The following is a 15,015-nucleotide window of genomic DNA, read 5'->3' as shown; positions in this document are numbered from 1 at the left end:
TCATCTAATTCTACCTTATAGTTAATAACCTTGATGTAACAATTGCGTACAATAAAGTAGAAACAAGCACATAAAAAATGAAATCAACAAAAAATATAAAACCAAAAAACAATACAATGAAAACACAAACCCTAAAAAATCTTCGCTATGAAAACACATGTATACATAACCGCATTGCTTGGGGTTTTCCTCCGGGCATCGATGGTGGCTCAGGCTCCTGTACTTGAGTCGGCCTCCAATCAAATACCTTTTAATCACGCGTATTGGAATACCTACGCGGATAAGTTGCACTTAAATGCAAATGATAAAAAAGAATTCATGGATGCTCATTCCAGAATTCATGCTCAAACCCTGAGCAACCCAAGTCCAAGCGGACAAAAAGAAATACCCAACAACCAATTGAATTTAATGGCCGGCCCCTGCGTAAACATCGATTTTGAATCGGGGAATATTAATGGCTGGACCGGAACAAGTGGTTATCATCCACTTTTTAATCCTATTGGCTGCTGCCCTACTCCTAACGGTCAGCAATTGGTGATGGCCGGTGGTGTTGACCCCGTTGGTGGTTTCCCTGCCATAGCTCCGGGAGGAAATTTTTCACTACGCTTAGGAAATAATGTAAATGGTGGTGAAGCCGATCGCATTGAACAAACTTTTATGGTAAGTGCGGGTAATGCCAACTTCACTTATAAATACGCAGTTGTTTTCCAAGATCCTGGACACACCGTAGCTCAACAACCTTCATTCCAAATTGAAATGAGAGATAGTTTAGGTAATCAAATACCTTGTACCTTTTATAATGTAGCAGCCGGACAAGGAATACCGGGCTTCTTAAATTCTCAAAATACACCTGGCGCTATATACAAACCTTGGACTAATGTAATGGTTGACCTTAGCAATTATATCGGACAAAATGTAACCATACGCTTTACCACTTACGATTGTGCTTTAGGCGGACATTATGGTTATGCTTATATAGATGGCACATGCCAGGCTTTTATCACCGGCTCATCCGATTCGGTTTGTGTTGGAGCCACTAAAAACTTTTGTGCACCCACCGGTTTAGGTTCTTACACTTGGAACGGTCCCGGCATTACTAACGTAACGGGTCAGTGCGTAAATGTTAACGCTGCCGGTATTTATACTTGCAATACAACCTTGGTTACCGGTTGCACAGGCCCACAATTTACTTATACATTATATAATTATCCAAATCCCGTTCCAAGTTTTACCAATAGTTCATTAAACGCCTGCGCATTACAACACACTTTTGCAAGTACCAGCACCATTAGTTCAGGCAGCATCACCAATTTAAACTGGAATTTCGGAAATGGAAATACCAGTCAATTAGGAAATCCAATTTTCACTTTCCCTTCGGCAGGTAATCATACCGTTCAACTTACGGCAACATCCAATCACAGTTGCTCGACCAGTGTTATTCAAACCATTCAAATCCTAACAAATCCGGTGGCTAACTTTTCGGTAAACAATGTTTGTCAAAACGCCCCGGTTAATTTCACTAACAATTCATACGTGCAAAACGGAAGCATCACTGCTTACAACTGGCAATTTGGTAATGGATTAACTTCTCAATTAAATAATCCCGTTCAAATTTACAATGCCAGCGGAAACTTTTCTATAAGTCTTACTGTTGTGAGTAGTAACGGTTGTTCTGCAACCGCTCTGGGCAACGTAACCATTCATCCTTTACCCAATGTTAACTTCAGCGCACCAAATTCCTGTTTTGGTAACAACACACAATACACCAATAATAGCAGCATAAGTTCAGGCAATATCAGCAGTTATGTTTGGGATTTTGAGAATGACGGGTTAAGTAACAGTTTTCAGGTAAATCCCACCTTCGGTTTTCCGAATCCGGGCTCTTACACTACAGTTTTAACTGCAGTAAGTAATTTTAATTGCGTAAATAGTTACAGTACACAAGTAAATGTATATGCGGTGCCTACTTCTTCCTTTAGCAGTTCTGAAGTTTGTTTCGGTAATAAAACCAAATTTACAAACTTAAGCACCATGCAACCCGGCGGCCAAATTATATCTTATGCCTGGAATTTAGGCAACGGCACATTTTTGGGTGAATCAAATCCGCAACATCAGTTTAATGCACCCGGTACATATACTGTCGTACTATATGTACTCGCTAATAATGGATGCAACAGCAGTTATACTTCAGCAGTAACTGTAAACGCAGTCCCTAAGGCTGTATTTTATGCCACACATGCTTGCGAAAATCAAGCCACTCAATTTTCTAACAGTTGTACCATATCAAACGGAACAATAGTAAAATACCGTTGGGATTTTGAAACAGATGGAATATGGGATGACACCACCACTGTAAATCCCTCTCACTTTTATCCGAATGCCGGAGCGCACAATGCCAAACTTCAAGCCATTAGTGATAAACAATGTCAGGGAGAATTGGTGAGTTTTGTAAAAGTAAATGCAAATCCGGTTGCTGATTTTTTAAATACACCGGCTTGTTTGGGTGATAACTCTACTTTCACAAACACATCTTATTCAACAGACGGAGCAATTTCCAGTTACGGTTGGGATTTTAATGGCGATAATCAAATTGATAATATATCTAAAGAACCAACTCTTACTTATTCAAACAATGGGGTTTATCTTTTAAAACTTGAAGTGCAAACGGTGTATGGTTGTATTGGCACCAAATCAAAATCCATGTATGTTAATGCCATGCCTCAGGCTGTATTTTCAGTGCCCAACCGCAGTGGTTGCCCGGATTTTTGTGTGACCTTTACCAATACTTCATACATCTCTAATGGAAAAATTGTGAATCTATTTTGGAATTATGGCGATGGTACCCCTACCGAAGCCGGAACCTGGAATCCAAGTCACTGTTACAAAACCGGAAATTATGACGTAAGCCTTATGTTGGTAAGTGATAGCGGTTGTATTGCCAAACTCAGCAAACCCTCATACATTGTGGTACATCCCCAACCCGTAGCCGGATTTGTGGTAGAGCCGGAAGAAATTGATGAAGACGCCCCTATGATGGACGTTAGAACACAGGCCACAGGAGCCGATGCTTATCAATACCTCATTAACGATAAAAACGCCGTGTATTATGCGCCAAACTTCCATCATGATTTCAAAACCGTAGGACCAAACCAACCCGTGATTGTACAAATTGTAAAAAATCAATTCGGTTGTGTGGATACTATGATTAAAGGACTAAAATTTAAACCCGCCTTTGCCATCTACGTACCTAATTCCTTTACACCAAACGGAGATGGAGTTAACGATGGATGGTTTGCCAAAGGAATCGGCGTAAGTAAATTCAATATACAAGTTTACGATCGTTGGGGACATGTGGTATTTGAAACCAACGATATGGATAATGCTTGGGACGGAAGAACAAAAAACAGCGACGGTCCAATCAAACAAGATGTATATGTATGGCGCGCAGTAGTAACCGATGTGTTTAATAAAGATCATGAATTAACCGGCACTGTAGCCTTAATACCATAATATGGGTAAGATTTAGCTTTTCATTTGGGTTTGTAAATTTTATTCATGCAAAGACCCCCGGGAGTGACGGGGGTTTTTAGTTGTCACTTCGATTAGCCGAATAAGGAAATGGTTTTAAGCATATCGAGAAATGTTAACTAAATCAGGTCTCGATACTTGCCTACCGTGAGGCGGGTGGTCTCTCAAAATATGGGACTACTCGACCATATAAAAGAATTTATTACGTGGCTTCTCCGCCACGGCGGAAAGCTCAACCTTCGAATTTCTAAAACACTCGATTAGCTAACGGCATTTTCAAGCAATTCCATTTTTCCATGATCCGCATTTATACGAATTTTTGCTCCGATGGGGATTGTGAGTTTATTTTCTATATGTCCAATTGGTGCTCCATAAAAAGCAGGAATCTTTAAGGGTTTAATATGTTGTTCCAGCACTTGCTCAAAAGTGAAGGCCTTCTCAGGTTCTTCGGCCAAACATTTTGAACATTTTCCAAAAACAAAACCGGCTATATTCTCCAATACTCCGGCCAATTTGAGTTGCGTCAACATCCGGTCAATAGAATACGGCTCTTCTTTAGCTTCTTCCACAAATAGAATTTTATTTTTCCAATCAGGTAAATAAGTAGATCCTATTAATGAAGTTAATACCGTTAAATTCCCACCCCAAATTTCCCCCTCCACTATTCCTGAGTTAAGCGTTTTAATTTTTTCTTCAAACTCCGGTGCATCCGGATAGGTTAATTTCTTACCATCCAAAATAATATCTTTAAAAACTGCTCTGGTAAAATTATTCCAGCCTGAATTTCCAACGGGACCATGAAAAGTAATTAATCCGGTTCGTTGGGTAATAGCTAATAATAATGCCGTAATATCACTAAAGCCAATCAGAACTTTTGGATTATTACGGATTAAAGAATAATCGAGTTTATCTAATATACGCGCACAACCCCATCCGCCTTTCATACAAAAAATTCCTTTTATATTTTTGTCCGCAAAAAGTTCATTCAATTCATTCGCCCGTAATTCATCTGTTCCGGCAAAATAACCGTACCTCTCTGTGAGCGTTTTTCCTAACCTCACCTTAAATCCTAAATTTTTTATTATTTCTACAAACGTATCTATACCTTCCGCATTCCAAACTGCCCCGGCCGGCGAAGCAATCGCAATAGTATCTCCGGTTTTTAATGACGGAGCTTTTATTTTTTGTTCTTGTGATGTGTAATTTATTGCGAAAATATTTTTTGGGACTAATAAGCTGCCTAAAGTCAACATTCCACTTACGGATAAGAATTCTCTTCTGTTTTGCATAGTAACTAATTTAGCTAAGAATACTTAAATCAACAATACTTTTTGAACCAAGTTTTAATAAAGTTAAAAAAACTCATTTCAATAAATTTAAATTGAGCAAAATTGAATATTGATCTTTTGCAAGCAGATCTGTTCTTATTAATCTTAAATTTTTATTTAGGCAGATTTTTTTATTTACTAAGTTTCTGTGCTTATCTTTATTGCATGAAATTACTGCAGCTTCTTTTTATCCTATGTATTTGGTCTTGCGAATTACTAGCACAAGCCTACTCCATTCGAACTTTCAATTGGAAGGACGCCGGTTATAAAAGTAATGCTCCGATTCCAACACTGAGTTTAAATATTATGAATTATGGCGGTAATAACACCAATAGTACTGCAAACAATGTGGCTTTTACTGCTGCGCTTACCGCACTGAATGGCAGTACAGGTGTTATTTATTTCCCGAAAGGAATTTACAATTTTACCGCAGCATTAAGCATCAATCGGGATAGCATTACCCTTGCCGGAGCAGGTTATGACAGTACTCAACTACGATTTAACATGAACGGTGCAATTAATAATTGCATAAATATTAACGGCACACAGGTGAATACAGATACCAGCAGTTTTTCCTCTCCCGGTTTAATCGATTCCAATTGGGTGCAGGTATTAAACAGCTCTCCATTTCAAATCGGCGATTGGGTGCATCTCACAACAACCGATAATGCAATCATGTTTAGTTCTTGGGCCTATGGATCATTAGGACAAATCATGCAAATCAAAAATATAGCAGGAAATACAATTTCCTTCCATTCGCCTTTTCGTTATTCCTACGGTTTAGCCTTGAAACCTAAAATTCGAAAAATCATTCCGCGAAAAGAAATAATCATCAACTGCTTAAAAATAGTACGTGAAGAAAGTACAGCTTCTCAAACTTCACTCATCAGTTTCGATAAAGCCGTGAACTGCAAAGTGCATGGCGTAGAAGGAGATTCTACCAACTTCGCTCATATTGAATTAAACAAATGCTGTCATGTGGAAATTAGCAATTGTTGGTTTCATCATGCACATGCATACGGAGGTAACGGGCAGGGTTACGGCATTACCTTTCAGTACAGCACCAGTGAATGCAAAGCGGAGAACAATATTTTTAATCATTTACGTCATAGCATTCTTTTTCAAGCCGGGGCCAATGGCAATGTATGTGGATATAATTATTCCTTTGATCCGTATTGGACGCAAGGAATTTTTCCAACCAACAGCGCCGGAGATATAGTGATGCACGGAAATTTTCCCTTTGCCAATTTATGCGAGGGCAATATCAATCAACATACTGTTTTAGATAATTCGCATGCCAATAGTGGTCCTTATAATACTTTTTTCAGAAACCGTTCAGAGCTTTACGGTTTGTTTATGAATAATTCACCTGCAACAGACAGCGCTCAATTTTTAGGCTTAGAAGTAACAGGTACCGGCGGTTTTTTAGGACAGTATGTTTTAGCGGGCAATGGTCATGTACAACATGCCAATATGGTGCAAGGCGTTTTAACACCAACCAATCCTGCACCTTTAACCGAAAATAGTTTGTATTTAATGGGAAATGAGCGTCCACTTTGTTTCACGCCCGGCTTGCATAATTGGCCGGTGATTGGTCAACCCAACCCATACAACAGCGGGAGCAATGCCGCGCGGGATCGTTATTCTTTAGGAAGAATGGCTTCATGCGCTTGTACAAATTTAATTACCCGGCTTGAGGATGAGTTCAAAAAACAAGCTGAATTTCACTTATACCCTAATCCGGCTAAAGATATTTTACATATAAAGTGTGATCATAAAATAGAAACATTTCGTGTTTACAATGCAGAAGGCAAACTCTTGTTAAATTCTACATATTTAAGCGAAATTAATCTAAGCGCATGGCCAAAAGGACTATATTTGTTACACGCTGCAGGAAAAAACTTCAGCCACACTCAAAAATTTTGGATTAATTAAATGTTGAAGAGCCTTAGTATAATTGGAATATTTACTTTAATGCTTTTTCTGATATCCTGTAAAAATGATACAGTAGGCGATTTGCGTGTAATTAATCAGAGCAACGAAATGATTTGGGTGAAATTTAGTGATAATGGTACCGATACGGTGATTGGACAGATAGAATCTCAAAGTAGTTTTGTAATTAAAATTTTTGATGTAAAGGGCAATCCCCGTCGATTTAATTGTTGCCCTTGCGAAACTAAAGTGTTTTATATTTACAAGGCAAGCGGGAAAATTCAGCGCGATATCAGCAGCGCAGCGAATTGGACAACTCCGGGTCGAGAAAAAATGTCATTAACCGGATCAGATCAGATTCATTGTGAATTTGTGGTGAAGCAGGAAGATTTATAATCTTTTTGGGATTTCTTCCTAATTCAGGAAAATAATAAAGCCGCTTACAAACAATCTCCATAATTTGCAAGCGGCTAATTTTTTGTTATAAACAAAAACCCTATAAAGAACGTATCTTAAAGTTACAAAAGCCAAACCCCAAATAAAAGGCTAAACAAATAAGTGGTTAGCTTTTCTTTATAAGTGGCCGGGTATATACACCATTTGGGAATTTTTATTCTAAAAGAGTTTGGAAATATCCCTTTTCTCAATACATTCGTGATTAAGCATGGTTAGAGTAATTCTTCTATTCATTTTAAGTACACAAATTGTATTGTCGCAACCGTTTACCAAATCGGACAGTTTGCGTGGCACTTTAAATGGGTATAGAAGTTGGTGGGATGTTTTACATTATAAATTAAATATTATTCCGGCCGTTGATTCAAACTATTTAAGTGGCACTAATCAAATTAAATTTAAAGTTATAAAACCCGGAAGCAGATTGCAAGTAGATATGCAAGAGCCTATGCAAATAGACTCTGTGCTTTTTCACGACAAAAAATGTAATTGGGTTAAAACAGAATTTGCTTACCTCATTAATCTCGAAAAAGCTATGGTTCCAAATAGCCTTGATTCTATTCAAATATTTTTTTCCGGACAACCACGCGAGGCTAAATTTGCACCTTGGGATGGAGGTATTAGTCGAAATAAAGATGAAAAAGGAAGACATTGGATTGGAGTTTCCTGTCAGGGCTTAGGCGCCAGTGTTTGGTGGCCCAATAAAGACCATTTAAGTGATGAACCTGATTTAGGTGTTTATATAACTGTTACCATTCCGGATAGTTTAAGTGCTATCTGTAATGGCAAGTTTTTGTATATAGCGAGTAATCCGGATAAAAGTAAAACCTGGCATTATCGAGTAGAAAATCCTATAAACAATTATGATATTACCCTGAATATTGGACATTACATTACAATAACCGATACATTTTTAGGACGTAAAGGAGTGTTGGCTTTAGAATATGTTGTTTTGGATTACAATGAAGAGAAAGCCGAACAATACATAAAACAGGAAGTGAAAAGAATGTTACATTGTTTTGAATTCTGGTTTGGTGCATATCCTTTTTATGAAGATGGTTACCGAATTGTTGAAACTTCCTATTTAGGAATGGAACATCAAAGCGCTATTGCCTATGGAAATGGTTTTGCCAACGGTTATATTGGGAGAGATCGTTCTTCAACCGGAATAGGCTTATTATGGGATTTTATTATTGTACATGAAAGCGGTCACGAATGGTTTGGAAATAATATTAGTGCGGCCGATATTGCCGATAACTGGATACACGAAGGATTTACCACTTATTCTGAAGTTCTATTTATTGAACATTACTGGAACAAAGACAGTGCTAACAAATATTTAAAAGGAATTCGCAGTCACATACGAAACTCACAAAATATGATTGGTCCGTATGGAGTAAATACAGAAGGAGGCGATAATTATGAAAAAGGAGCCAACCTCATTCACATGATCAGACAAATTATTAATAACGATTCCACATTCCGAAAAATACTAGTTGGGCTAAATAGAGAATTTGGTAAAAAAACTGTGAACAGTGAAGAGATTGAACAATTTATTATTAAAGAAAGTAAAATTAATTTAAAACCAATATTTAATCAATACCTAAGAAGCACAAAGATTCCCAAACTCAATTTAAGACAAGAGCAAGATAAATTATTGTTTAAATGGGAAAATTGTAATTCCAATTTTAATATGCCTATCCGTGTATTTGTTGACAAAAAAGAATATTGGTTAAAACCCGAAACGAAAATTAAAGAATTGAGATTAGATAAAAAAGCAGAGAAAATTGAAACCGACGCCAATTTTTATGTTGAAACAATTTTAAGTAAACTAGAGAATTAATAATTACATTTAATTTTATGACAAAAACAATAATCTTCCTTTTTGCATTCGTTTCTTTACTAACGAATGCACAAATTAAACCTGGCCAAAAAGCATCTGCAGCCGATAAGAAAAAATTTGGAGGTTATACGGTAACTTCAGTAGATAAAGCTGTTCATTTAGCAAAGGACATTTCTAAAATAAACATTACGTTTATTGGAGCAAATAATAAACCGGTGAAAAAGGGAGTAAAAATAATTTTCGATAATGATTCTATTATTCCGGAATTGAGCGAAGGTGGAATTTTTTCAAGCGAGTTAGAGCCGGGTAAACACGAATTTTCATTTTCTGTCCCTTATTGGTATAAAATCACTACTGTGCCTATTAATTTTAAAGAGCAGCATATTGTTTACATGAAAGTGAAATTTGAAGCGCAGGAGCTCAGTGCCCGTTAAATATTTTTATTTAGCTTCTCAATAAAAGAATCCTTTTTCCTTCTACTGATTTCGATTTGCGAGCCATCGCTCATTACTGCATATCCACCATCCGTTTTGAGATACCTGAGAACATGTTGCATATTTATTAAATGATGATGATGTACACGAATAAAATCACGCTCAGGCAATAACTCTTCATAATGTTTTAACCCGGCGCTTACCATCAATTTACGTTTATCGGTGAGGTAAAATATGGTGTAACTGGTATCCGCCTCACAACGTATAATGTCTTTTAAACTAACGATTTCAAAAGCATTGCCGGTAGGCAAAGTTATTTTTTGAAAGTCGTCGTCTTTACGTTTCAGCTGTTCAATTAATAAATGTAAGTTTTCCATGCCCTGAGGTGCCGCATTTCTACGTTGTTTTGCTCTTTCAACAGCTTCTTTAAGTTCATCCACATCAATTGGCTTTAGTAAATAATCGCAAGCGCTATACTTTATGGCACGAATTGCGTGCGCATCGCTTGCTGTAGCAAAAATTAATTCAAATTTATTTCCGCTAACTTCTTCTAATAAATCAAACCCGCTTCCGTCGGGCATAGAAATATCCAAGAACACCAAGGCAGGATTAAATTCTTTGATCATTTTAACTCCCTGTTTTACATCAGCGGCTAAGCCAACAATTTCAACATCAGGACACATCTTTTTAACGAGGCCGGCCAGCATTTCGCGGCTCTTTTGTTCGTCCTCTACAATAACTGCTTTCATAATTTTTATTTTATCCCATTATGGGTATGAATATTTTAACTTCTGTTCCGCACGCTAATCCTGCCTCATTTTTTAAATCAGTTATTTCAACACTTAGCGGTGAGTTACTGGCATCATTCATTATTCTCAAACGATCTTCCGTTATTTTCATTCCTAATGATTTATGTTTACTCACCGGCATAGTTCTTTTTATTTCTGATGCTTTTTCTCTACCAATTCCATCATCACTTATGATGCAAATTAAATAATTATCGGCAGATTTAAAACTAATACTTAATTTACCTTTACCCGGCTTTGGATTCAACCCATGCAAAATAGCATTTTCCACATAGGGTTGTATTAATAATGGAGGCATAATATCGTAATCGATATCTACTTTATTATCAACAATAATTTCATATTCAAATTTCCCTTCAAAGCGCATCTGTTCCAACTCCAGGTATAAAATAAGTGCTTCTAAATCTTCGCCAACTGTAACGTATGGTTTATTTGAATTATTTAAAATAGTACGAACAAGCCTTGCGAACTTGCTTAAGTATTTAATTGCCTCATCACTTTTTGAATTAAATATGTAATGTTGGATAGAATTCAACGAATTAAAAATAAAATGCGGATTCATTTGCGCTCTTAAAGCCTTTAACTCAATTTTACTCAATTCAACTCTACGTTCTGTTTCCTGTTTTTGCTTTCTTTGTATGCTTTTTACGCGTATAGTGAATGCTGTATATGCCAATAAAAGTATAGTTGAAATTAAAAGCGCATTAAACCACCAGGTTGCATAAAAGGGTCGTAAGATGGTGAATGAAAAGGTGGTTGGATTTTCATCCCAAACACCTTCATTATTACAACTTTTTACCATAAAGGTATAATTACCGGGCGCCAGATTAGCGTATTTGCTGTAATTTTCATTGTTGGGTTCGCTCCATTCTTTTTCTAATCCCACAAGTTGTTTCCTGTACTTTACATTTTCAGGGTTTGTAAAACAAATTCCTTTATAATAAAATGCAATGGTATTGAATTTACTCTCTAACTCACTTCCGTCCTTCAACAGTGTATCCTCACTGAAAATTTTTATAGATTGAATAAGCGTACTATTTTTAACCTTATTCGGTTTAAGTTTAGAGGGTTCGTGTTTTACCAAACCACTAACTGTACCAAACCACAAAGTTCCGTTTTCATCTTCCCATATTCCATTAGAATTACACTCAACACCTGTAAATCCATCCTGTTTACTGTAAGATTCAATTTGAATAACTTGATCCGTAAAATACTTTTCTAAATTTAATTTATTAATCCCCTGGTTAGTGCCAATCCATAGGTTTTTACGGTCTCTTGTCAACTCAATAGAATATACTAATTCAGAATTTAATCCATCCGACTCATTAATATAATTTCCTTCTCCGGTTTTAGTATTTAAAATATATAACCCGTTTAGCGTTGCTACCAGCAAATAATTTTTATAATCTCGAATAGCATAAAAATTTTCCTCCTTTAAATTTAATCGACGATTCATACTCACAATTGAATCTCCTTCCACTTTAAATAATCCTGCAGGCGAACTTCCAATCCAAATGGTATTTTCGGAATCTTTCCATAAACAATAAGCCTGGTGTGAAACGGATGACGGTAAGGCTTTATAAGTTAACTGCGGTGTATTATTCACCCATTTCATCAGGGCTACTCCATTTCCGCCGGCAATCCAAACTGAGCCATCCTTATCTTCAATCAACATTTCACACAAACCTGCAAATTCTTTAGGAATAGGGATCTCATAAAATCGATCATTTTTATATTCAACAATTCCGTCTTTTGTTCCGAAAAGTATTTTTTTATTGCTGTGTTGCAAGCCGGCTTTGGCTACATTCGTATTCAATCCTTCTTTTAACCCATAACGTTTAAAATAACCACCACTGTATTTATAAATTCCACTATTATCAGTACAAAGCCACAAATTACCAGTGTGATCTCTGAATATCTGAAAAATAAAAGCATTACCCGGACCATTCACCTTATCAAAAGATGAAAAAGCATCGTCTCTGTATTTGAACAACCCGCTATGCGTGCCCATCCAAACATTATCTTCCCTGTCAAGCAACAAACATTTTATAACATTTGAATTATTATCCGGTCCCACTGTATAATATTTGAATTCCTTTGGACTAAAGCGCATTAAACCGGAGTTGCTTCCAATCCATAAATATTGATTGCCTTGATTCACCACCGTTAATATTCCTTCATCTATTAAACCCTGTTCAATACCGTAATTAATTACTTTTTCATTCTCCGGATTATAAACCATTAAACCGGCGTCACTGCCAAAAATATATTTTTGCTGATAAACACTTACGCAATTTATTTTATTTGACTTTAACCCATTATTTACATTTAAGGTTTTAATTGCATCTCCGGTTTTTATCATCACTCCATTGTCTGTCGCCACTAATAAATGTTCGCCAGCATAACAAAAACCATTTACTTTAATACCTTTAAAGGACATGAGTTCAGATATCTTCCCATGATCATAATTAAAAATACCTTTTGTTGTGCCAATTAAAGTTTGACGGTTAGCATTTAATAATATGGAAGTAATACCTGCACCGTTAAAATATTGAGAAGAAAGATACTGCTTTACCTTTCTGCCCGAGATTACGTTTAATCCTTTGCCGGAACCGGATAAAATTTCACCACTATTACTTTCGCCTATACATAATGTGTTATGTTCAATTAATCCGTTTTTAGGGCTGAAATTATGATATTCAAAACCATCAAATCGAGTTAAACCTCCATATCCCCCGGCCCATATATATCCCTTAGAATCCTGAAAAATACAGGCAAATTGAGTGCTTAATAAACCGTTTTCGGGTGAGTAATTTTTAAAATAATACTGCTGTGCAGTTAACCTGAATTGAACAGAGAGAATAAAAAAAAGCAGAATATGTATTACTTTACGAATAACTAAATACTAAAATAACCTTTATATTCTGAAATGTAAAATTCAATGCATAAGTGGCTGAAATGTTTTTTTAATTGGTTTTTAAAAATTGTACTTTCACGTTCAGATTATGGCGAATGAATTTGTAATATTAGTTGACGAAAATGACCAGATTATCGGCGAAATGGAAAAAATGGAAGCGCACCAAAGTGGTTCTTTACACCGTGCCTTTTCAGTTTTTATATTTAATTCTAAAGGTTATATGCTTTTGCAACAACGTGCTTTAAATAAATATCATAGTCCGGGTTTATGGACTAACGCTTGCTGCTCACATCCCCGGCCCGGAGAAGAAACTTTAGACGCAGCAAACCGTAGACTTATGGAAGAGATGGGCATGAAGGTTGCATTAGAATTAAAAAATCATTTTATTTATAAATCAAGCGAAGAGGCCTCGGGTTTTGAAAACGGATTGATTGAACATGAATTTGATTATGTGTTTACCGGAACCAGTGATAAAGATCCGATTATTAATAAAGAAGAAGTAGCGGCTTATCAATGGAAAAGCATTGAAGAAATAGAAAAAGATTTAATGGCACATCCTCATCAATATACCTTTTGGTTTAAAATTGCTTTTGAAAAATTTTTTAAGTTAAAATCTCTCTAACCGACCAGGCTTGGGCTTTATCGGCAAATAGAATTTTTACCGAAGACCAAACTTTATTAAATAATTCAGATTTGCGATAATTCTCTACACATTCTTCATCATCCCACAAACTATAGGTGAAAAACACACAGGGGTTATCCTGATCCTGTAGTAACTCCACGTGCTTACAACCGTCAAAATTTTTTATAAATAACCAGTTTTCTTTAAAAATTGACTTAAACTCTTCCACTTTATCTTCCCGGAAAGTAAGTTTTACAATACGTTTAATCATTGAATTCAATTAATAAATTAAAATCGAATTTGGTTCCGATATCCCTAGGGCACAACATTTTTTGTGCACTACCCCCGTTAACTGCTACTTCTAAATGCCCAAAGCTGTTGAATAACACCAAGGGTTGACCTAACTTTACTTCATCATAAGTTCTTTGTATTTTACTAATGCGTGCGCCTGGTAAAGTAATCGTGAAACTTCTTTTACCTATTATATTTGCAAACTGCTCTTTGGTTATGTTGGTAATGATATTACCAAAATCATCAATGTAAATTCCTTTTCCGCGTAACACATTTTTATCTACAAAACTTTCAAATTGTATGGCCTTATAATAATCATCGGTTATAGTTCCAATATCTTTCAGCGCAGCTTCAGTATCTTCCTCCTTAGTACTTAATAAAACCTTAGCCACATCCATAAAAACATCTTTCAGAAAAAAATGATGCTTTGAATTGTCTTCAAAATAAATTTGATATACCGGTGAATTAAAAAGAGGATCAACCAAGGTGAACAATCCGTTATCAGGGCTCACAATATATTGATTTTTATATTTAGTAAGCAGGTAACGGGTATTGTCAATATGATTGGTTTTATTAGGCTGAGCACTTTCTACAATAAATTTAACTGCAACTAAATGGATGGTATTATCGGGAAAATATTGAATAGAGTTTTTTAGGATAAATGCAGCGTCGGAAATATTATTATCGCGAATATCACAACTCAAGTCGATAATTTGTAAATTGGAATTGCCCGCCAATAAACCGGCTTTTACAATTGCGAGATACGGATCGCGATAACCCAAATCTGTTGTTAATGTAACAATTCCCATTTGTTCAAAAGTAAATATTTTTTAAGCCCTTAAATTTTTTAAACTTGACTAT

General features: G+C 36.1%; 11 protein-coding genes. 6 read left to right on the top strand and 5 right to left on the bottom strand.

Annotated elements, in window-relative coordinates; all coding sequences use genetic code 11:
- The first annotated feature begins 147 nt into the window (after positions 1-147).
- The gene (locus IPM51_09745; protein ID MBK9284586.1) at positions 148-3,510 is read left to right on the top strand and encodes a PKD domain-containing protein; all 3,363 of its coding nucleotides are present in this window, start codon (positions 148-150) and stop codon (positions 3,508-3,510) included.
- A 278-nt stretch (positions 3,511-3,788) separates the two neighbouring features.
- On the opposite strand, the gene IPM51_09740 is transcribed toward IPM51_09745, so the two are convergent.
- Entirely contained in the window at positions 3,789-4,817 is a 1,029-nt protein-coding gene (locus IPM51_09740; GenBank protein ID MBK9284585.1) for an LD-carboxypeptidase, read from the bottom strand.
- Positions 4,818-5,021: 204 nt separating this feature from the next.
- On the opposite strand from IPM51_09740, the gene IPM51_09735 reads away from it, so the two are divergent.
- The 4 genes from IPM51_09735 (at position 5,022) to IPM51_09720 (ending at position 9,518) form a co-directional block, all read left to right on the top strand.
- Complete coding sequence (locus IPM51_09735; protein ID MBK9284584.1) at positions 5,022-6,791, top strand: T9SS type A sorting domain-containing protein; 1,770 nt, start codon at positions 5,022-5,024, stop codon at positions 6,789-6,791.
- A gap of 39 nt (positions 6,792-6,830) precedes the next feature.
- On the top strand, positions 6,831-7,184 hold the full coding sequence (locus IPM51_09730; GenBank protein ID MBK9284583.1) for a hypothetical protein: 354 nt from the start codon (positions 6,831-6,833) through the stop codon (positions 7,182-7,184).
- Positions 7,185-7,452: 268 nt separating this feature from the next.
- The gene (locus IPM51_09725) at positions 7,453-9,084 is read left to right on the top strand and encodes a M1 family metallopeptidase (GenBank protein ID MBK9284582.1); all 1,632 of its coding nucleotides are present in this window, start codon (positions 7,453-7,455) and stop codon (positions 9,082-9,084) included.
- A 17-nt stretch (positions 9,085-9,101) separates the two neighbouring features.
- A complete protein-coding gene (locus tag IPM51_09720; GenBank protein ID MBK9284581.1) occupies positions 9,102-9,518 on the top strand; it encodes a hypothetical protein in 417 nt (138 codons plus the stop codon).
- On the opposite strand, the gene IPM51_09715 is transcribed toward IPM51_09720, so the two are convergent.
- A complete protein-coding gene (locus IPM51_09715) occupies positions 9,515-10,267 on the bottom strand; it encodes a response regulator transcription factor (GenBank protein ID MBK9284580.1) in 753 nt (250 codons plus the stop codon). The genes IPM51_09720 and IPM51_09715 overlap by 4 nt on opposite strands.
- Positions 10,268-10,277: 10 nt before the next feature.
- Positions 10,278-12,764 (bottom strand): histidine kinase, encoded by a 2,487-nt coding sequence (locus IPM51_09710; GenBank protein MBK9284579.1) that lies wholly within the window; start codon positions 12,762-12,764, stop codon positions 10,278-10,280.
- A 565-nt stretch (positions 12,765-13,329) separates the two neighbouring features.
- Between IPM51_09710 and idi the strand changes: the two genes are divergently transcribed.
- On the top strand, positions 13,330-13,863 hold the full coding sequence (idi, locus tag IPM51_09705) for an isopentenyl-diphosphate Delta-isomerase (protein ID MBK9284578.1): 534 nt from the start codon (positions 13,330-13,332) through the stop codon (positions 13,861-13,863).
- Here idi and IPM51_09700 read toward each other — a convergent pair.
- The gene (locus tag IPM51_09700) at positions 13,844-14,134 is read right to left on the bottom strand and encodes an antibiotic biosynthesis monooxygenase (protein ID MBK9284577.1); all 291 of its coding nucleotides are present in this window, start codon (positions 14,132-14,134) and stop codon (positions 13,844-13,846) included. The genes idi and IPM51_09700 overlap by 20 nt on opposite strands.
- A complete protein-coding gene (locus IPM51_09695) occupies positions 14,127-14,963 on the bottom strand; it encodes an SAM-dependent chlorinase/fluorinase (GenBank protein ID MBK9284576.1) in 837 nt (278 codons plus the stop codon). Before IPM51_09695 ends, IPM51_09700 begins: the two co-directional genes overlap by 8 nt.
- Positions 14,964-15,015: the final 52 nt, after the last annotated feature.

It is taken from the genome of Sphingobacteriaceae bacterium, from assembly GCA_016715905.1.
GTDB lineage: Bacteria > Bacteroidota > Bacteroidia > B-17B0 > Aurantibacillaceae > Aurantibacillus.
The sequence above is the reverse complement of the archived record's forward strand: the minus strand, read 5'-3'. Positions and strand labels throughout refer to the sequence as shown.